This window comes from Bradyrhizobium sp. NBAIM03 (assembly GCF_020194055.1).
Taxonomy (GTDB): Bacteria; Pseudomonadota; Alphaproteobacteria; order Rhizobiales; family Xanthobacteraceae; genus Bradyrhizobium; species Bradyrhizobium yuanmingense.
Genome location: NZ_JADYVS010000014.1, coordinates 60,519 through 79,292 on the forward strand (window position 1 = coordinate 60,519; position 18,774 = coordinate 79,292).

An 18,774-nucleotide genomic window follows, 5' to 3' on the forward strand; every position below is an offset into this window, starting at 1 on the left:
GTTTGACGGTGCGTTGCCGGCATCGTCGGGGCGGGCGGGCAGTCCGTCTCCGCTTCCGCTATGCTCCAGCTACGCCGGACACGCTTCGCCCCTTCGGGTCTTGCGTGGCTGCGCCACGCGTAGCCCCGCAGGGGCGAAGCGTGGAGACCCGGCCTGGATTTGAACCAGGATGAAGAGCGATGCACCGCCCCCGCGTAGACATTTCCGCCACCGGGCCATCAGGATTATTCCCGATCGGCGTGCGCCAGGCCACCTCAGCTGATCGTTATGCTTAACGGACCAGAGGCGGCCTCGCGATGAAGGTCATGCGCCAGCGGTTGTGCCCGATATTGCTGTGGGCGCGCTGGACCGCGAAGCCCGCCGCCTTCAGCTTGGCCGTGATCTCGTCCTCGCTGTAGCGCTGCAGTCCGATCTTCGAGCGCAGCTGGCGATAATCCGACAGCGCGGTGCTGATCAGCCCGATCAGCGCGTCCTTCAGAAATCCGTGACGCAGGCCGAACCCGAGCAGCGCCATCACGTCCCTGACCATGCCGACATTGGGCTGTAGAATGTCGCCCAGCACCAGCTTGCCGGAGGGTTTCAGGATGCGGCGGGTGTTCAATAGCGCCGCATCGAGCTCGTCCGGCGTCATGTATTGTGCGACCGAGTTCATCACGACGAGATCGATCGACTGATCCTGCATCTTGCGGACGTCCTCGAGCGAGCGGACGCGGATCTTGGTGTTTGGGGCAAACCGCGCGATCAGCCGGCCGCGCACGCCCGGCGCGGGCTCGGCCAGGATCAGCATGCCGCAGGCGGCCGCCACCTGGCTCGCCGACAGCGCTTCGCCGCAGGCATAGTCCAGCACCGTCGCATCGGGCGAGGGGATGTAGCCGATGATGTCCCGCGCAATGATCTGGAAGTGCAAGTCGCGATGCAGCTTGCTGACATAGATCGTATGCGTCGAGTCGTAATAATCGATCCAATCGTCCATTGGTATCCCGCCCAGGGGTTCCTATCTAGGAACCGCGCTGCCCACCTTGCGTTAGGGGTGCGGCGGCGCGCCGTCAATGTCCGCGTCCTAACAGGAAGGTCTCCCGTGAGCAAAACCAACAACAAGGTCTCGCCCGAACTCGATACCCCCACGGATCTGTCGCCCGACGGGGTCAAGAAAGTCTCTGAGGCGCTCAACGTGCTTCTGGCCGACGCGTTCGCGCTTTATCTGAAGACCAAGAATTTTCACTGGCACATCAGCGGGCGCCACTTCCGCGATTACCACCTGCTGCTCGACGAGCAGTCCGACCAGATCTTCGCCACCACCGACCAGCTCGCCGAGCGCGTCCGCAAGATCGGCGGCACCACGCTGAGGTCGATCGGCCAGGTCGCAAAGCTCCAGACCATCAAGGACAACAACGAGGACTACGTCCCGCCGCGCGAGATGCTGCGCGAGCTGATGCAGGACAACAAGCACGTCGCTGCCGCGATGCGCAAGGCGCACGACGTCTGCGACGAGGCCGGCGACGTCGCCAGCGCCAGCATTTTGGAGAACTTCATCGACGAGACCGAGCGCCGCACCTGGTTCCTGTTTGAAGCGACGAGGCAGGAGGGCGGCAACGAGGCGTAACGGGATGCGTAGGGTGGGTTAGCCTCACAGAAGCGCGAAGCGCATCTGCAAGGCGTAACCCACCACTGTCTCTGTCCGCGGAAACAGAAGAGGTGGATTACGCCTTTGGCTAACCTACCCTACTGCACCACGCTTGTGGCTACCGCCACAGCCGCATCAGCGCGCCGTCCTTTCCCGTTACGGGATCAGCGGGCGGCAGCGCCACTTGCGGAATCGTCTTCAGCGCTTTCGCATGGTTCTCCGGCGTTGCGCGCGTGATCTCCATTTTTGCGCCTGGCGGATAGGCGCCGATCACGCAAAAATCATCGCTCGCCTTGATGCATTGATGTCCGGTGCCGGCGGGCAGGATCGCAACGTCGCCGGCCTTGATCTGAAGCTCCTGGCCGTGATCGCCGCCGAAACGCACGCGGGCGCTGCCGCGCGCGACGCCGAGCACCTCATGCACCGTCGCATGATAATGCAGATAATCGTAGACGCCGTTGCGCCACGTCCCGCCCCAGCCGTTCGCTTCGAACAGATTCTCGATGGTCTCTTCCGGGCGCTTTGGGTCGAGCTTCACCGCGCCCTGGTAGACCAGGAACGGAAGGATGTTGTTCGGCACGAGCCCGTCATCCTCGAAAACAATGGCGAGCGGCTCGGCCTTGTCGCGGACGACGGACATGGCTGTGCTCCTGCGCAAGAATAGCAGGGATCAACCAAACGCGTGCGGCGACGTTCCTCGTTCCACCGTCATTCCGGGGCGACGCGCAGCGTCGAGCTATGATGCGCAATTGCGCATCAGAGAATCCATCGCGCTGCAAAGTCTGTTGCCAGATGGATTCCGGGCTCGCGCTACGCGCGCCCCGGAATGACGAAAAAGTCCCGGCGAGCCCGGACTTTTGTGGTGAAGTATCCGTGGAGAACGCGCCTTACGCCCTCTTCCTCTGCCGCATCAGGTCGGCGAAGCGCTGGAACAGGTAATGCGAGTCGCGCGGGCCGGGTGAGGCCTCGGGATGGTATTGCACGGAGAATACCGGCTTGCCGTCGAGCTGGATGCCGCAATTGGATCCATCAAACAAGGAAATGTGGGTCTGCGTCGCGCCCTTCGGCAGCGTCGTCTCGTCCACGGCAAAGCCGTGGTTCATCGAGGTGATCTCGACCTTGCCGGTGGTCTCGTCCTTCACGGGGTGATTCGCCCCGTGATGGCCCTGATGCATCTTCTTGGTCTTGGCGCCGACGGCAAGGCCCAGCATCTGGTGGCCGAGGCAGATGCCGAAGGTCGGCGTGCCCGACTTGATCACGTCGCGGATCACGGGCACCGCATATTTGCCGGTCGCAGCCGGATCGCCCGGACCGTTGGACAGGAACACGCCGTCCGGCTTCATTGCCAGGATGTCTTCGGCCGGGGTCGTCGCCGGCACCACCGTCACCTTGCAGCCGACGCCGGCGAGCAGGCGCAGGATGTTGCGCTTGATGCCGTAGTCGATGGCGACGACGTTGAACTCGGGCTTGTCCTGGCGGCCGAAGCCCTTGTCCCAGGCCCAGGGTGTCTCGTCCCAGGTGAAGCGCTGGCCGCTCGTCACCATCGGCACGAGGTCCATGCCTTCGAGCCCCGGCCACTCGCGCGCCTCTTCCTTGAGGCCGTGCAAATCGAACTCGCCAGACTTCGAGTGCGCGATCACGGCGTTGGGCATGCCCTTGGAGCGGATCAGCGCGGTCAGCGCGCGGGTGTCGATGCCGGAGAGGCCGATGATGCCGCGGGCCTTGAGCCAGGCATCGAGATGCTTGGTGGCGCGGTAGTTCGAGGGATTGGTGATCGCGGTGCGCAGGATCACGCCGCGCGCGCCGGGCGTCGCGGCCATGTTCACCGTCTCGATGTCGTCCTCATTGGTGCCGACATTGCCGATATGCGGGAAGGTGAAGGTGATGAGCTGGCCGGCATAGGAGGGATCGGTCAGGATCTCCTCATAGCCGGTCATTGCGGTGTTGAAGCAGACCTCGCCGACGGCGTGGCCCTCGGCGCCGAGACCAAAGCCCTCCAGCACCGTGCCGTCGGCAAGCACGAGGAGCGCGGTCGGTTTGTGGTCCGGCCAGGCGGGATCGTTGTCATGTTGTGTCATGAGCCCGCTTCATAAGCCCCCCGCGTGTGCACGTCAAAGCGAGAGAGGGCCGATTCACATGCGTTTTTGCATATTTGACAGGCCTCCTCCCACCCTTAAGCTCGGACGCACAATTTCCGGCAATTTCCTGGGCTTGCGAGGCAATAATGGACCAGACCACCCCCATTGTGCTGGTTCCGGGGCTGGCGTCCTCGGCCCGGATCTATGCGCCCGTGATCCCTGCGCTCTGGCGTTTCGGGCCGGTGACTGTCGCCAACCACATCCGCGACGACAGCATGGTTGCGATCGCCCGCCGCATCCTCGCCGAGGCGCCGCCGCGCTTCGCCCTCGCCGGCCATTCCATGGGTGGCTACATCGCCTTCGAGATCATGCGCCAGGCCAGCGAGCGCGTGACAAAACTCGCGCTGATCAACACGCAGGCGCGGCCCGACTCGCCGGAGGCCACCGCGCGCCGCCGCGCTCAGATGGAGCGCGCCAGACGCGGCGAGCTGCGCGCCGTGCGCGAGGAGAGTTTTCCGGAGCTCGTGCATCCGTCGCGGCGCGACGATGCCGAGATTCTCAGGCTCGTGCATGCGCAGGACGAGGACGTCGGCGTCGAAGGCTATCTGCGGCAGCAGACCGCGATCATCGCACGGGTGGATTCGCGCTCCTTGCTGGCGACGATCACATGCCCGACGCTGGTGCTGACGGGCGATGCCGACAACACCATCCCCAACGCCTTCTCCAAGGAGATGGCCGAAGGCATCGCCGGCGCCAGGCTCGTGATTCTCGATCGCTGCGGGCACCTGCCGCAAGCCGAACAGCCGGAGGCGACGGTTCAGGCGCTGACCGAATGGCTGGGGAGCTAGGTTGTGCGACGGCCGCAAAGGGCCTAGATCAGGCGTTTATATCGAAGGGATCACGATGATGCTGCGCGACGACATCAACAATGCGGTCAAGGAGGCCATGAAGGCCAAGGACGAGCGCAAGCTGTCCACGCTGCGCATGGTCAACTCGACCATCAAGAACGCCGACATCGACGCGCGCGGCAGCGGCAAGCCGCCGTTGTCGGACGCTGACATACTCGCGGTGCTGCAGAAGATGATCAAGCAGCGTCAGGAGGCGGTCGAGCTCTACGACAAGGGCGGCCGCGCCGAGCTTGCCGCGCAGGAGCGCGAGGAGATCGCGGTGATCTCGGCGTATCTGCCGAAGCAGATGTCCGATGACGACGTGAAGAAGGCGATCGCGGATGCGATTGCCGAGACCGGCGCTGCCGGCATGAAGGACATGGGCAAGGTGATCGCCGTGCTGCGCGCGAAGTACGCAGGGCAAATGGATTTCGGCAAGGCGTCTGGTCTCGTGAAGGCAGCGCTGTCGGGCTAGCTTCTTCCCCTCTCCCCTTGTGGGAGAGGGTGGCTCGCCGCGTAGCGGCGAGACGGGTGAGGGGTCTTTCTCCGCGAGCGATCCTCTCCCAGTAGTTCACGCGGATAGAGACCCCTCATCCGGCGCTTCGCGCCCCCTTCTCCCACAAGGGGAGAAGGGGCACCTTTGATGCCGCATAGGTTCGGTCTACTCTCCCGGCAGAAACAAATCGGGAGCAACCGATGACCGCCATCAATCCATTTCGCATCGCCATCGGCGACGACGTCCTCGCCGACCTGAAGTCACGCCTCGCCCGCACGCGCTGGCCGGAGGCCGAGCTGGTCGACGACTGGAGCCAGGGCGCGCCGCTGAAATGGATCCAGGAGATCTGCACCTATTGGGCCAACGCGTATGACTGGCGCTCGCGCGAGGCAAAGCTCAATCGCTTTGCGCAGTTCACCACCGAGATCGACGGCCTCGACATCCACTTCATTCATGCGCGCTCGAAAGAAGCCAACGCGCTTCCGTTGATCATCACCCATGGCTGGCCCGGGTCGATCGTCGAGTTCCAGAAGGTGATCGCGCCGCTCACCGATCCCGCCGCGCATGGCGGCAATCCCGCCGACGCCTTTCACGTGATCTGCCCCTCGCTGCCGGGCTTCGGCTTCTCGGCCAAGCCAAGGACCACCGGCTGGGGCGTCGATCGCATTGCCGCGACCTGGGGCAAGCTGATGGACCGCCTGGGCTACGCGCGCTACGGCGCGCAAGGCGGCGACTGGGGCTCGGCGGTGACGACCTCGCTCGGCGCGCAGGACGCTGAGCATTGCGCCGGCATCCACATCACGCTCGCCTTCAACGCGGCGCCGAAGATCGAGAGCGAGCCGACGCCAGAGGAGAAGCGGGCGCTGGTCGGCCTCAAGCATTATGTCGATCTCGATTCCGGCTATTCCAAGCAGCAATCGACGCGGCCGCAGACGCTCGGCTATGGCCTGACCGATTCGCCGAGCGGGCAGGCCGCGTGGATCCTGGAAAAATTCTGGGCCTGGACCGATTGCAATGGCCACCCCGAGAACATCTTCAGCAAGGACGAGCTGCTCGACAACGTCATGCTCTATTGGGCGACGCAGACGGCGACCTCGTCGGCGCGGCTCTATTGGGAGAGCTTTGGCAAGCGCCGCACCACGCCGGTGGTGAAGGTGCCGACGGGCGTCGCGGTGTTTCCGAAGGAGATCATCACGCCGGTGCGGCGCTGGATGGAGCCGAACTTCCATGCCATCACACATTGGAGCGAGATGGAGAAGGGCGGTCACTTCGCGGCATTCGAGCAGCCGGAGCTGTTCGTGCAGGATGTCCGGAAGTTTTTTGCGACGGTGCGGTAGCCTCCGCCGTCATTCCGGGGCGACGCGCCAGCGTCGAACCCGGAATCCATCAAGCGGCGTTTCCTGTGGCCCGATGGATTCCGGGCTCGCCCTTCGGGCGCCCCGGAATGACGGCGAGGGACTTGTCCCGTGCGCCCGCGGCCCTAGACTGAACGATAATAAGACACCGGAAACGACCATACCATGCTGACCGAAGCCGCAACCTACGACGAACTCTATCGCAATTTCCGTTGGGATATCCCCGCGCGCTTCAACATCGCGGAAGCGTGCTGCGATCGCCATGCCGACGGCACCGGCCGGCTTGCGCTGATCTATGTCGACGACACCGGCGCCACCAGCCGCACCACCTTCGACGAGATCGCGGAGATGTCGCGCCGCTTCGCCAGTGTGCTGAAGGCGGACGGGCTGGTCCGCGGCGACCGCGTCGCGGTGTTCCTGTCGCAGTCGGTGGAATTGCCGATCGTGCATATGGCGGCGTTTCGCTCGGCCCTGATCTCGATCCCGCTGTTCGCCCTGTTCGGCGAGGACGCGCTGGAATTCCGTCTGTCGAATTCGCAAGCCAAGGCGATCGTCACCGACGAAGCCGGCTGGGAAAAGCTGTCCAAGATCCGCGACCGCCTGCCGGAGCTGAGGAACGTCTACATCGTCGGCGCGCGCGTGCCCGCCGGCACGACATCGTTCTGGGATGCGGTGAAGGCCGCTTCGCCCGACTTTACGCGCGCGGACACCTCGGCCGACGATCCCGCCCTGATCATCTACACCTCCGGCACGACGGGTAACCCGAAGGGCGCGCTGCATGCGCATCGTGTCGTGCTCGGCCATCTGCCGAACGTGGAGATGTGCCACAACTTCTTGCCCAAGCCCAGCGATCTCATGTGGACGCCGGCGGATTGGGCCTGGATCGGCGGGCTCATCAACGGCCTGCTCGCGTTCTGGTACCACGGCATTCCCCTGGTCGGCCATCGCGCGCGGAAATTCGAGCCGCAGGCGGCGATGCAGATGATGGCCGATCTTGCCGTCCGCAACGTCTTCCTGCCGCCGACGGCGCTGAAGCTGATGCGGCAGGCCGGCGTCAAGCATTCCGGCGTCAAGCTGCGCAGCATCTTCACCGGCGGCGAATCGCTCGGGGGTGAATTGCTCGGCTGGGTGCGCGAGACGTTTGGTGTCGACGCGCATGAGGTGTTCGGCCAGACCGAGTGCAACCTCGTGATCGGCAGCAACGCGAACCTGTTTCCGATCCGCCCGGGTTCGATGGGCAAGGCGACGCCGGGCTTCGATGTCCGCATCGTCAACGACAAGGGCGAGGAATTGCCGCGGGGGCAGCGCGGCATCATCGGCGTGCGCCAGCCGTGCCCCGTCACCATGCTCGAATATTGGCGCAATCCGGAGGCGACCGCGAAGAAATATGCCGGCGACTTCCTGCTCACCGGCGATCTCGGAGTGCAGGACGAGGACGGCTATTTCTGGTACGTCAGCCGCGAGGACGACGTCATCACCACCGCCGGCTATCGCGTCGGCCCCTCCGAGATCGAGCACACGCTGATGAAACATCCGTCGGTGGCCATGGCTGCGGTGGTCGGCATTCCCGATCCGATCCGCACCGAATCGATCAAGGCCTGGATCGTGCTGCGTCCGGGCTTTGCCGGCAGCGACACGCTCGCGCGCGAGATTCAGGACTTCGTCAAGGTGCAGCTCGCCGCGCACGAATATCCGCGCTTCGTCGAATTCACGGAGACGCTGCCGATGACGGCAACAGGCAAGGTGCTGCGCCGCGAGCTGCGGGCCAAAGGCTGACTTCTTACAAGGGCTAGCTTCCGACCATGGCAAAGACGTCTCAAGCCGCGGGGCTTCACCGCGCCTCGCTTGCAAAGCTGCACGAGCTCGATACGGCGCTGGAGCTCATGTATTACGGCTGGCGCGGCATGACGCTTGAGGCCGACGCATATCTGGCCAAGCAGGGCCTGTCGCGTCCGCACCATCGCATCCTCTACGTTGTGGCGCGCCGGCCCGACATCGCCATCGGCGCGCTGATCGAGATCCTCGGCATTTCCAAGCAGGCCCTCAACCGGCCGCTCAATCTGCTGCTGGAGCGCAAGCTCCTGACCTCGAAGCGGGCGCCGGAGCAGCACCGCTCGAAATTGCTGCGCCTGACGGAAGCGGGGCGGCGCATCGAGCAACGGGCCTCGGACCACGAGCGCCAGGTCCTGCGCGAGGCGTTCGCGCGCGCCGGGGCGAGCGGTGCGGCCGGATGGATCGGCGTGATGGAGGCGATCGCCGACAACAACTGACCTAAATCTCAAGTCAACATAGTTGACATGAGGCGCGCGCTTTGCCACCTTCCGGGCCACAAGCCGAAGGGAGGATCCGTGTCGTGAGCGGACAGGCAATGGACCGCGCGGCCGCTGCAAGCTTCGTCGCGGCATGGTGCGCGAACTGGTGCAAAGTGGACATCGACGCGGTCGTCGCCCATTTCGCCGACGATGCGCAGATGCGCAGCCCTCTCGCGCTCACCCTGACGGGGTCTCCGACCGTCACCGGCGCTGAGAACATTCGCGCCTACTGGCGGAAAGCCTACGGCCACATCGAAAGTGCCGACCTGAAGATCCTGGATTGGAGCTGGGACGAGGCGATCGCGCGACTGACGGTGTGGTGGCAGTTGGGCGATACGCGCGCCAGCGAGTTCATGGATTTCGACGATGCGGGCCGTGTGGTGCGCAGCGAAGCCTTCTACGGGAAATGACCATGCGATTTTCGGATATCGTCCTGCTTCTCAACACGCTCTGGTTCGTGGGCGCGTTCATCCAGTTCAGCATCGCGCAAACCAACACGTTGAAGATCCTGCTGCCGCGAGAGGAGCGCAGCAATCCGATCGCGCCGACCCTTGCAGCGAGCGTCGCGTTTCTCGGCGGCATGAATCTGCCGATCGGGCTCTTGTCGCTCTATCTTCTGGCCGCCCGTCCGTCCTTCTTCCAACCGGTCGAAGCGCAGCTCGCGCTGTTCCTGTTCTTTGCCGCCTGCCATTTCAGCCAGTTCGCCTATAACGTCCCGGTGCTGATGCGCGGCGGCCGCGTCGGGGTGGCCTATTGGCCGGTGTTGAAGGGCCCGATGCTCCGGATCTTCGTGATCGATGCGGCTCTGTTCGCCGCTAATCTCGCAGTGGCGCTGCAGCTCACCGTCGCGTCCTGATCTAGCGCGGCGGCTCCGAGAGGGCCGCGCGCAGCATCGCGGCGAGCTCCTTGCGCCGGAACGGCTTGGTCAGAATGCGCGCGTCGATCCCGTCGGGCGTCTTGACCGGATCCTGGCTGTAGCCGGACGTGAAGAGCACCTTGAGGCCAGGCCGCAGTTGAACGGCCTGCCTCGCCAGCTCCGGCCCGAACATGCCGCCGGGCATCACGACGTCGGTGAACAGCAGCTGGATGTCCGCGGACTGGCGCAGCACGTCCAGCGCCGCGGGTCCGTTTGCCGTCGTGATGACGCGGTAGCCGAGCGCCTTCAGCTCGTTCTCGACATAGGCGCGCACCATGTCGTCGTCCTCGACGACGAGGATCGTTTCGTATCCCTCGGGTGCGGCGACACGCGCTGCCGGTGACGGCTCCTCGCTCGACGACGTCGGCAGGCGAGGAAAGAACAGCCTGACCACGCTGCCTTGACCCGGTTCGGACTGCATCTGCACGAGTCCGCCGGATTGTTGCGCAAATCCGTAGACCATGCTGAGGCCAAGGCCGGTGCCCTTGCCGACCTCCTTGGTGGTGAAGAACGGCTCGAACGCGCGCTGCAACACCTCGCTGCTCATGCCGGACCCGGTATCCTTCACGGCCAGCATGACGTAGTCGCCGGGCCGCGGCTCGCCGTTGACGTCGAGGTCGGATTCACCGAGCGATGCATTCCGCACCTCGACCATCAGCTTGCCGCCGTCAGGCATCGCGTCGCGCGCGTTGAGCACGAGGTTGAGCACGGCCGTCGCCAATTGGCCGGGATCGACGCTGGCGAGCCAGAGATCCGGCGCGAACGTGAAGCTGGATTCGATGTGCTCGCCCAGGGTCCGCTGCAGAAGCTGCTTCATGCCGGTCACCTGCTCGGCGATGTCGATCTCGCGCGGCCGCAGCGGCTGCTTGCGCGCGAAGGCGAGCAGGCTCCGCGTCAGGTCGGATCCCCGCTCGGCGGCGGTCGCAATGTCGTCGGCGATCCGGTGCAATTCCTCGTTGCCCGCAAGCCTGTCGGCGAGGTGCTCGGAATTGCCGAGAATGACGGTCAGGAGATTGTTGAAATCGTGCGCCACGCCGCCCGTGAGCTGGCCCATGGCTTCCATCTTCTGCGACTGGCTGAGCTTGTGGCTGAGATCGGCGATGGCGGCGCGCTGCTGCTCGAGCGATTCGGCCGTGCTGTTGAGCAGCGTCATCAACCCGCCGAGCTCGCCCCCCGGGTGGGGCTCCGGAATGCGCGCGCTGAGATCGCCGTGCCCCAGGCTCTTCGCCATGGCAGCGAGCCGCCCGACCTGCCGTCCGATGCTCACCGTCGTGAGGATCCAGAGGCCGGCGAGGAGCAGCAGCGAGGCCACCGCCAGGATCGCCATGTCCTCGTAAAGCCGGCGGTTCGCTGCCGCGATCAGTCCGTCCTTGGACCGCCCCACCAAGATATAGAGTCCGGCCTTGCGGATCGCGGGCGAACGGGCAACGCCCCAGATCTGCGTGCGGCCGTCGCGATCGGCGATCTCCCGGAATGGTTCGCCGTCGGGATCTGCCGCGAAGCGGAACAGGTCGGAGCCCGCAATGGAGCCGCCGATGGGTACGCTCCAGCCGCCGCGCTTGGGGGCGGCCAGGACCGTGCCCTTGGCGTCGACGAGCAGGATGTCCTTCTCGGCGAGCAGCCGCTTGTCGTGAAACTCCGCGAACTTGTTCAGGTTGAAGGACGCCAGCAGCACGAATTTCAGCGCGCCTGTATCCGATCGCACCGGATAGGCGATCTGCAGCACCGACAGCCCGGTGAGGCGGCCGAACACCGGTTCCACCGCGACGAGGCCGTGAAGAGTCTGGACCTCTTTGAAATAGCCGCGGTCGTTCAGGTCGAGCGTGCGGTTGGTCCGCAGCGAGTCGCAGAACAGCCTGCCGTCGGGATCGATGGTCAGGATACCCGTGAACTGCGGATATTCCTCGCGGACATCCGACAGAAACGCCGAGCATGCCGCCTTGTCGCGCGTGTCGAGGTCGCGGGCGCGGGCGAGCCCGTAATGAAGCTGGGCAGTCCCCTGGATCTTCTCGCCGAGATCGCTGGCGATGTCGTCGGCGGATGCGGCGAGATTGGCCAGCGCCGCGTCGATCTCGCTCGTCCGGTTCTGCACGAAGCGCAGCCCGACCAGAATCGCCGGCACAAGCATGGCCGCGATGACGAGGATAAGTAACCGGGTACGCAGGCTCATCGGTGGGCGATCGGCTCTCGGGCGACGGTATTCGGAGGTGCAATTTGCGGCACGATCATCTGCCCCGTCCATAGCGGTCGGTGCAAAAATCGCGCGAAAGGCTAACGATTTCGCCGTGCGAGCATCGTCCCTTCGCTGCTACCCTTCGCGCCGGCCGGCTTCAAGTTGCGCCGCCGCGCGGCGGCGCTAATATCGCGGCATGCGCGCGACGAAGATCGCGCCGATGTGCGGAGGAAGCTGATGTCCATCTCGGGCAAGGTCGATCCGGTGGTGCGTCCAGTGGCGGCGGTCGACATCGCCGAGGCGCTGGTCGAGGGCCTCCGCGATTTCCAGGCGCTGCCGCTCTACGGTCTCTGCTTCGGCGCGCTCTATGCCGCCGGCGGCATCGTCATCATGCTCTGTCTCACTGCCTTCGGCATGGTCTACCTGGTCTATCCCCTCGCTGCCGGTTTTGCGCTGATCGGACCGTTCGTTGCGATCGGCCTCTACGAAGTCAGCCGGCGCCGTGAGCGCGGCGAGCCGGTCTCGTTCGCTGCGATCTGGTCCGCGATCCGCTCGCGCAGCGAGATCGGCTGGATGGCCTTCGTGACGTTGTTCGTGTTCGTGGTCTGGATGTACCAGGTGCGGCTCCTGATCGCGCTGCTGCTCGGCCTCAACGCCTCGTTCTCGAGCTTGCAGGAATTCATGACGGTGGTGCTGACGACCAGCGAGGGCCTGCTGTTCCTGGCCATCGGCAATGCGGTCGGGGCCGTGCTGTCGCTGATCCTGTTCTCGCTGACCGTGGTGTCGTTCCCGCTGCTGCTCGATCGCGAGGTCGATTTCGTCACGGCCATGGTGACGAGCGTGCGCGCGGTGGTGACGAGCCCGCTGCCGATGATCGGTTGGGCCGCATTGATCGTGATGCTGCTGATCATCTCGGCGCTGCCCTATTTTCTCGGGCTGGTGGTCACGCTGCCGGTGCTCGGGCATGCGACATGGCACCTGTACCGCCGGTTGGTGGCGCCGGTGTAGGCCGTCGCCCCCGCCTAGTGCGCGGCTGCGCACGGGGGCGGGGGCCCATAACCCCAGGGAGAAGTTGGGGCGCGAAGTCGTAACCACGAGTCTTCGCCAAACTTCATCCTGTGGTTATGGGTCCCGGGCTCGCGCTTCGCGCGCCCCGGGACGACAGCGGAGATTGCCTCGCTCAAGGCACCTTGATCCCCATCGCCTTCAGCGCCTCCAGCAACCGCACCGGCGGGGACATCTCGATATGCGGCGCCTTGCCGGTCTCCAGCAGGCTCTTCAATCCGGAGAGGATCGCGGGCCAGCCGGTGCGGCCGCCGGAAAGGATGTCGTCGCTGAGCTCGCGGTCGTGGCGTTGGCTCAGGGTGAGGCGGACGGCTTCGCCGGCCTGCTCGATCTCGTAGGTGACGATGGTGGTGCCGAGCTTTTCCACGAGGTCCGGCCAATTGACGTTCCAGCTCACCGTGAGCCTCCTCGGCGGATCGTATTCGAACACTTCGCCGCGGATGTGCTCGGAGCCGTCGGGCGCGTGCACGACGAAACTGCCGCCGAGCTTCGGCTCCATCTCCACCGCAAAGCCGGAAAAATATTTCCGGCTGAACTCGGCGGACGTCAGCGCCTCCCACACCTTCTCGGGCGTCGAGGCGATGTAGATGGTGTAGACGGTCAGCGGCTTGAATTGATCGAGGTTCATCGTGCATCAAATCCTTCGTTGAGCGGACTCACTCGTCGCCGTTCTCCAACTGACGTTTCAGCTCGTTGAGCGCGGCGAGCTTGCTGCGTTCGAACTTCCTGATCCAACGTTCGCCGATCTGATGGATCGGCACCGGGTTGAGGTAGTGCAGCTTCTCGCGTCCATGCCTGATGGTGGTGATGAGGTTCGCTTCCTCCAGGATGGCAAGGTGCTTGGTGACGGCCTGTCGTGTCATCGCAAGCCCCTCGCAGAGCTCGTTCAGTGTCTGGCCGTTTCTGGCGTGAAGCCTGTCGAGCAGCGAACGTCGCGAGCTATCCGCGAGCGCCTTGAAGACCTCATCCATGGCGGCGATAATAGGCAACTAAATGGTTGCATGTCAAGGCGGCGTGGAACGGCTCACGCGACTTCCGTTCCAGCTTCGGCCATGCATTAATGCGCCCGAACCGCAGCGAGTCCCTCCCATGATGTCCATGCAAGCCTACCTCGCCTTCGTCGCCGCCTGCATTGCGCTGGCGCTGCTGCCGGGGCCGATCGTCACCCTCGTCATCGCCAATGGCCTGCGCCACGGCACGCGTGCGGCGCTCATCAACGTGGCCGGCGCGCAGGCCGGGCTTGCCATCGTCATCGGCATCGTTGCGATCGGCCTGACCTCGCTGATGGCGACCATGGGCTATTGGTTCGACTGGGTGCGCTTTGCCGGCGCCGCATATCTGATCTGGCTCGGCATCAAGCTGATCTGGGAGCCGGTCGAAGGCGTCGACGTCGACGCGCCGCCTCCGCCGCCGCGCGGCGGCTTCTTCCTGCAGGGATTCCTGGTGCTGCTGTCGAACCCCAAGGTGCTGGTGTTCTTCGGCGCTTTCATCCCGCAGTTCATGGACATGAGCCAGCCGCATTTCCCGCAGGTTGCGCTGCTGGGTGCCACCTTCATGGTGACGGCGGTGATGACCGATGCGCTCTACGCGATTGCCGCGGGGCGCGCCCGAAAATTCTTCTCGGCGCGGCGCACGCGGATGGTGTCGCGCATCTCAGGCGGCTTCATGATCGGCGGCGGCATCTGGCTGGCACTGACGCGGGCGAAGTGACCGCTTAACTCATTCCCTGCTCGCGCAGCGTGGCGTCGATCTCGCGCAGGATCCGCGCCAGCCGCTCGGCCCATTGCTGCTGGCCGCTCTCCTCGGCGATCAGGTCCTGGCGGATCTCGATGCCGGTGTTGACGAGGCCGCGCCCCTCGCCGTGGATTGGAATCGTGTAGTCGGTCATGTCGCTCACCGCATAAGGCTGGTTGTCGCCGACGACGAGCGCGCTCTCGGCCCGCAAATGCTGCAGCATCAGCCGCGGCAGCACGGTGTCGCGGTGATAGAGCGTGCCGATGTGCCAGGGCCGCGGCTGGCCGTAATAGACCGGCGTGAAGCTGTGCAGCGCCACCAGCACTGTCGGCCTGCCCGCCCTGATGCGCGCATCGATCGCAGCGCTAATCCGGCGGTGATAGGGATCGAAGATCTCGCGCCGGCGCATCTCCTTGGCCGCGGCCGACAGATCCTCATTGCCGGGGATGGCGGTCGCCTCGGATATCATGGGAATCGAGCTTGCGACGCCGGGCGGGCGGTTGCAGTCGATCACCAGGCGCGAATAACGCTGCGCGATCAGATGCGCATCGAGCATCGCGGCGAGCCGCTCGGCGACGCCGGCGATGCCGATATCCCAGGCGATGTGCCTGACGAGATCGGTGTCCGCGACGCCGAGATCGCCGAGCGCGCGCGGCAGCACCCGTCCGTAATGGTCCGCGGTGAGCAGGAACGGCGATGTCCCCGCCGCATTCACCTCATGCACGGGCGGAATGTCGCCCTCGCCGAGCAGCTGGTCGGTCAATTCGGCCGTGTCCAAAGCCATCCTGATTTGCCTATGGAATGACAAACTGTGTAAACGGAGTAGCGGTATCGCACCGATGCCGCAACGTTGGAACGGCATGAGCTTGGATAGACTTTTCGTTTACGGCACCCTGACGCGCGGCTTCGACCACCCGATGGCGCGGCTGCTCGCGGCCCATGCGGAATTCATCAGTGAAGCCACCTGCCGCGGCCGGCTCGTTCTGGTGGAGCACTATCCGGGATTGCTGCTCTCCGAGACGCCGTCGGACATCGTCCATGGTGAGCTGTTTCAGCTGCGCGTGCCGGACGAGCTCCTGCGCGAGCTCGACATGTACGAGGCCTGCGGTGAGGGCTATCCGGAGCCGACCGAATATCTGCGGCAGATGGTGGAGGTGACGTTGCCCGACGGCGCCAGCGAAAAGGCGTGGACCTACGTCTACAATTGGCCCGTCACCGATCTGCCGATCATCGAGTCCGGGCGCTTCCTCGATCGCTAGGCCGACAGCACTTCCTTCACCACGCGCACGTCGACCTCGCGCTCGACGTAAGTCCACTCCTCGGTCCGCCGCAGCATCGCCACAAGCTCCTCGAACAGCGAGGCGTGCGCGGGGGCGAATTCGAACCAGGTCAGGAAGTCGAAGGGGCCGCCGAGGTCGCGGCAATGATAGAGCTGGCGCGCGATCGCGGGCAGAAAACGAAGACTGCTCGCAATGTGGTGCGACTTGTCCTCGAAAATCTTGCGGCGCTCTTCCTGGGTCAGCTCCCACCAGGCCTGCGACTTGCGGATCGGGATCAGCGCCGCGCTGGTGGCCTCCAGCCGGCCGAGGCCGGCCTGCACGGCGACGAGCTGCTGCTTCTCGGCCCGCTCGGTGTAGCGCAGGCTGCTGGCGACGCCGACCAGCCGCCAGGCATTGCGCGAGGGCACCAGCGGCAACGAGACGGCCTCGCTGTCGGTCACCGACAGCGCCGGCACGAAGGGCAGGGACTCGCCAGTCACAGGCGAGAGCGAGGTCACCCGCCAACCCCCGGTCTGGCCGCCCCGAAAGGTCCTGAACATGGCGGTATGGAAGCGTGGAACCGGGCGCGGTTCAAGTGGCTCGTCATTCCGGGGCGCGCGAAGCGCGAGCCCGGAATCCATTTCTCCCAGCATTCCAGTGGCTCGATGGATTCCGGGCTCGCCCCTTCGGGGCGCCCCGGAATGACGGAGAGGGCTGTGAACAGCGCGGATAAGCCCGACAAACCTGGCCTTTGACCGGGCCGTCCCTATATCCCTGATCCTTCGCCCGACTCAAACGCTCGGCTAAACTCGCCCCATGCGCTTCACGCCCCAGTTCCTCGACGAGCTTCGTGCCCGGCTTTCGGTCTCCGAGGTCGTGGGCAAGCGCGTCAAGCTGAAGAAGGCCGGGCGCGAGTGGAAGGGGCTGTCGCCGTTCCAGCAGGAGAAGACGCCGTCCTTCTACGTCAACGACCAGAAGGGTTTTTATCACGACTTCTCCTCGGGCAAGCACGGCGACATCATCACCTTCGTGATGGAGACCGACGGCCTGCCGTTCGCGGAAGCCGTGGAGCGGCTCGCCAATATGGCGGGCCTGCCGCTGCCGGCGGTGACGCCCAACGCCGCGCGCGAGGAGCAGCGGCGGCGCTCGCTGCATGACGTGATGGATCTCGCGGCGAAATTCTTCGCCGAGACGCTGGCCTCGCGCGTCGGCGCGAAAGCGCGCGGCTATCTCGCCGATCGCGCCATTTCGCCGGCGACGCAATTGCAGTTCCGCCTCGGCTATGCCCCGCCCGATCGGTTCGCGCTGAAGGAGCATCTCGGCAAGCTCGGAATCTCCGTCGAGGACATGATCGAGACCGGTCTGCTGATCGGCGGCGACGACATCCCCGTTCCTTACGACCGCTTCCGTGATCGCGTGATGTTTCCGATCACCGATCTGCGCGGCCGCGTCATCGCCTTCGGCGGGCGCGCGCTGGAGAAGGACGTTCCGGCCAAATACCTGAATTCGCCGGAGACGCCGCTCTTCCACAAGGGCGACAATCTCTACAACCACCAGACCGCGCGCAAAGCCACCCATGACGGCAGCCCGCTGATCGTGGTCGAAGGCTATGTCGACGTCATCGCCATGGTCACCGCGGGCTTTGCCGGCAGCGTCGCGCCGCTCGGCACCGCGCTCACCGAAAGCCAGCTCGCGCTGCTGTGGAAGATGGCGGACGAGCCGATCCTCTGCTTCGACGGCGACCGCGCGGGGCAGAAGGCGGCCTATCGCGCCGCCGATCTCGCGCTGCCCTTCCTCGCACCCGGCAAGAGTCTTCGCTTCGCGCTGCTGCCGGAAGGGCAGGATCCCGACGATCTCGTGCGCTCGGGCGGGCGCGGCGCGATCGAGGAGGTCATCGGCGCTGCCCGTCCGCTCGCCGACATGATCTGGTCGCGCGAGCTCGAGGGCGGCAATTTCGCCACGCCCGAACGACGCGCCGCGCTGGAGGCGCGCATCAGGGAGCTCACGAACGGCATCCGCGATGAGGTGGTGCGGCGCTATTATCGCGACGAATTCGTCGAGCGCCTGCAGCGCACCTTCGCGCCCGAAGGCGGGCGCGGCTTTGGCGGCCGGGGCAATTTCCGCCCCGGTGGCGGCCGGCCGTTTCAGCCGCGGGGCGGGGCGAATCGATTCGGCGGACAAGGGTTCGGCGGCCGCCGTGGCGCCCCGGGTCCGGCCCCGCTGCCCTCCGGGCCCTACCAGGCCGCGAGCCCGCAGCTGGCGGCAAGCCCGATCCTGCGGGGCCAGCGCAGCGCCATCTCCCGCCGGGAGGCGCTGATCCTGCAATGCCTGATCAACCACCCCTGGCTGCTGCACGAGCATCTGGAGGAGGTCGCCGCTCTGGAGCTTGCCCATCCCGAGGCCCACAAGCTCCGGGCCGGCATCATCGCCGCCTTCGCCAACGACCATCACCACTCGCCGGACCCCGGCGAGCAGGCCGAAAAGATGCGCGGCGACCTCGAAAAGGGCGGATTTTCTCAAACTCTTCAAAGGGTTGAGAATGTCATCACGACCCAGGCGGTGTGGGCCGCCCGCGAGGGCGCGGCGCGGGACGACGTTCTTGCCACCTGGCACCAGCTGGTTGCCTTGCATCGGCAATGGCATTCACTACTTAGAGAGCTGAAAGACGCCGAGCTGGCCTTGGGGGAGGATCCCAGCGAGGCCAATTTGGCGTGGCTGCGTGACGTCAAGGCTCGGATAGGTGAAGTCGACGGTACCGAGGCCCTGATCGAGGGTTTTGGCGAGCTGTCGGGCCGGCTCCAGAAGAGCATGTGATGAAAGAAACATGCGGACGGCCACGGCTGGAACCGCTAAAAGACTCGCCAAATCCTAGGTT

20 protein-coding genes are annotated in these 18,774 nt (G+C 65.2%); 12 read left to right on the forward strand and 8 right to left on the reverse strand.

What is annotated here, in order from left to right:
• Nucleotides 1-271: 271 nt before the first annotated feature.
• Nucleotides 272-973: a class I SAM-dependent methyltransferase gene (locus I6F21_RS21405; protein ID WP_036009540.1), complete on the reverse strand. Its 702-nt coding sequence runs from the start codon at nt 971-973 to the stop codon at nt 272-274.
• Nucleotides 974-1,078: 105 nt separating this feature from the next.
• Between I6F21_RS21405 and I6F21_RS21410 the strand changes: the two genes are divergently transcribed.
• Nucleotides 1,079-1,603 carry a DNA starvation/stationary phase protection protein gene (locus I6F21_RS21410; protein ID WP_057027720.1) on the forward strand — a complete coding sequence of 175 codons (525 nt, stop codon included), beginning with the start codon at nt 1,079-1,081 and terminating at the stop codon, nt 1,601-1,603.
• Between the two features lie 139 nt (nt 1,604-1,742).
• Here I6F21_RS21410 and I6F21_RS21415 read toward each other — a convergent pair whose 3' ends face one another.
• Together I6F21_RS21415 and carA are read right to left on the reverse strand one after the other, a co-directional pair.
• Entirely contained in the window at nt 1,743-2,264 is a 522-nt protein-coding gene (locus I6F21_RS21415; RefSeq protein ID WP_225114077.1) for a cupin domain-containing protein, read from the reverse strand.
• A gap of 247 nt (nt 2,265-2,511) precedes the next feature.
• Complete coding sequence (carA, locus tag I6F21_RS21420; RefSeq protein WP_225142198.1) at nt 2,512-3,702, reverse strand: glutamine-hydrolyzing carbamoyl-phosphate synthase small subunit; 1,191 nt, start codon at nt 3,700-3,702, stop codon at nt 2,512-2,514.
• A 146-nt stretch (nt 3,703-3,848) separates the two neighbouring features.
• Here carA and I6F21_RS21425 point away from each other — a divergent pair, with 146 nt between their 5' ends.
• The 7 genes from I6F21_RS21425 to I6F21_RS21455 all read left to right on the forward strand — a co-directional run bounded on the left by I6F21_RS21425 (nt 3,849) and on the right by I6F21_RS21455 (nt 9,608).
• Nucleotides 3,849-4,550 (forward strand): alpha/beta hydrolase, encoded by a 702-nt coding sequence (locus I6F21_RS21425; RefSeq protein WP_225114075.1) that lies wholly within the window; start codon nt 3,849-3,851, stop codon nt 4,548-4,550.
• Between the two features lie 58 nt (nt 4,551-4,608).
• Nucleotides 4,609-5,064, forward strand: a complete 456-nt coding sequence (locus tag I6F21_RS21430; RefSeq protein WP_036009550.1) for a GatB/YqeY domain-containing protein — start codon at nt 4,609-4,611, stop codon at nt 5,062-5,064.
• 221 nt (nt 5,065-5,285) lie between these two features.
• Nucleotides 5,286-6,422, forward strand: coding sequence for an epoxide hydrolase family protein (locus tag I6F21_RS21435; RefSeq protein ID WP_225142197.1), 1,137 nt, complete (start codon nt 5,286-5,288; stop codon nt 6,420-6,422).
• Between the two features lie 183 nt (nt 6,423-6,605).
• On the forward strand, nt 6,606-8,216 hold the full coding sequence (locus tag I6F21_RS21440; RefSeq protein WP_225142196.1) for an acyl-CoA synthetase: 1,611 nt from the start codon (nt 6,606-6,608) through the stop codon (nt 8,214-8,216).
• Nucleotides 8,217-8,242: 26 nt separating this feature from the next.
• Entirely contained in the window at nt 8,243-8,710 is a 468-nt protein-coding gene (locus tag I6F21_RS21445; protein WP_057027726.1) for a MarR family transcriptional regulator, read from the forward strand.
• Nucleotides 8,711-8,793: 83 nt separating this feature from the next.
• Entirely contained in the window at nt 8,794-9,162 is a 369-nt protein-coding gene (locus tag I6F21_RS21450; RefSeq protein ID WP_225183407.1) for a nuclear transport factor 2 family protein, read from the forward strand.
• A 2-nt stretch (nt 9,163-9,164) separates the two neighbouring features.
• Entirely contained in the window at nt 9,165-9,608 is a 444-nt protein-coding gene (locus I6F21_RS21455) for a hypothetical protein (protein WP_225142194.1), read from the forward strand.
• Nucleotide 9,609: 1 nt separating this feature from the next.
• On the opposite strand, the gene I6F21_RS21460 is transcribed toward I6F21_RS21455, so the two are convergent.
• The gene (locus tag I6F21_RS21460) at nt 9,610-11,838 is read right to left on the reverse strand and encodes an ATP-binding protein (protein ID WP_225142192.1); all 2,229 of its coding nucleotides are present in this window, start codon (nt 11,836-11,838) and stop codon (nt 9,610-9,612) included.
• A 240-nt stretch (nt 11,839-12,078) separates the two neighbouring features.
• Here I6F21_RS21460 and I6F21_RS21465 point away from each other — a divergent pair, with 240 nt between their 5' ends.
• Nucleotides 12,079-12,849: a DUF2189 domain-containing protein gene (locus I6F21_RS21465; protein WP_225142191.1), complete on the forward strand. Its 771-nt coding sequence runs from the start codon at nt 12,079-12,081 to the stop codon at nt 12,847-12,849.
• 172 nt (nt 12,850-13,021) lie between these two features.
• On the opposite strand, the gene I6F21_RS21470 is transcribed toward I6F21_RS21465, so the two are convergent.
• Both I6F21_RS21470 and I6F21_RS21475 read right to left on the reverse strand, forming a co-directional pair.
• Nucleotides 13,022-13,534 (reverse strand): SRPBCC family protein, encoded by a 513-nt coding sequence (locus I6F21_RS21470; protein ID WP_036009564.1) that lies wholly within the window; start codon nt 13,532-13,534, stop codon nt 13,022-13,024.
• A gap of 28 nt (nt 13,535-13,562) precedes the next feature.
• Complete coding sequence (locus I6F21_RS21475) at nt 13,563-13,877, reverse strand: helix-turn-helix domain-containing protein (RefSeq protein ID WP_036009566.1); 315 nt, start codon at nt 13,875-13,877, stop codon at nt 13,563-13,565.
• A gap of 118 nt (nt 13,878-13,995) precedes the next feature.
• Between I6F21_RS21475 and I6F21_RS21480 the strand changes: the two genes are divergently transcribed.
• Nucleotides 13,996-14,616, forward strand: coding sequence for a LysE family translocator (locus I6F21_RS21480; RefSeq protein ID WP_081494564.1), 621 nt, complete (start codon nt 13,996-13,998; stop codon nt 14,614-14,616).
• A 4-nt stretch (nt 14,617-14,620) separates the two neighbouring features.
• Here I6F21_RS21480 and I6F21_RS21485 read toward each other — a convergent pair whose 3' ends face one another.
• Entirely contained in the window at nt 14,621-15,424 is an 804-nt protein-coding gene (locus I6F21_RS21485; protein WP_225142189.1) for an N-formylglutamate amidohydrolase, read from the reverse strand.
• A 76-nt stretch (nt 15,425-15,500) separates the two neighbouring features.
• On the opposite strand from I6F21_RS21485, the gene I6F21_RS21490 reads away from it, so the two are divergent.
• On the forward strand, nt 15,501-15,899 hold the full coding sequence (locus I6F21_RS21490; protein WP_225142187.1) for a gamma-glutamylcyclotransferase family protein: 399 nt from the start codon (nt 15,501-15,503) through the stop codon (nt 15,897-15,899).
• Here the strand turns inward: I6F21_RS21490 and I6F21_RS21495 are convergent.
• The gene (locus I6F21_RS21495; RefSeq protein ID WP_225142185.1) at nt 15,896-16,459 is read right to left on the reverse strand and encodes a chlorite dismutase family protein; all 564 of its coding nucleotides are present in this window, start codon (nt 16,457-16,459) and stop codon (nt 15,896-15,898) included. The two genes, I6F21_RS21490 and I6F21_RS21495, sit on opposite strands and share 4 nt — an antisense overlap.
• A 256-nt stretch (nt 16,460-16,715) precedes the next feature.
• Between I6F21_RS21495 and dnaG the strand changes: the two genes are divergently transcribed.
• Complete coding sequence (gene dnaG, locus I6F21_RS21500; RefSeq protein WP_225142183.1) at nt 16,716-18,713, forward strand: DNA primase; 1,998 nt, start codon at nt 16,716-16,718, stop codon at nt 18,711-18,713.
• The last annotated feature ends 61 nt before the right edge of the window (nt 18,714-18,774 follow it).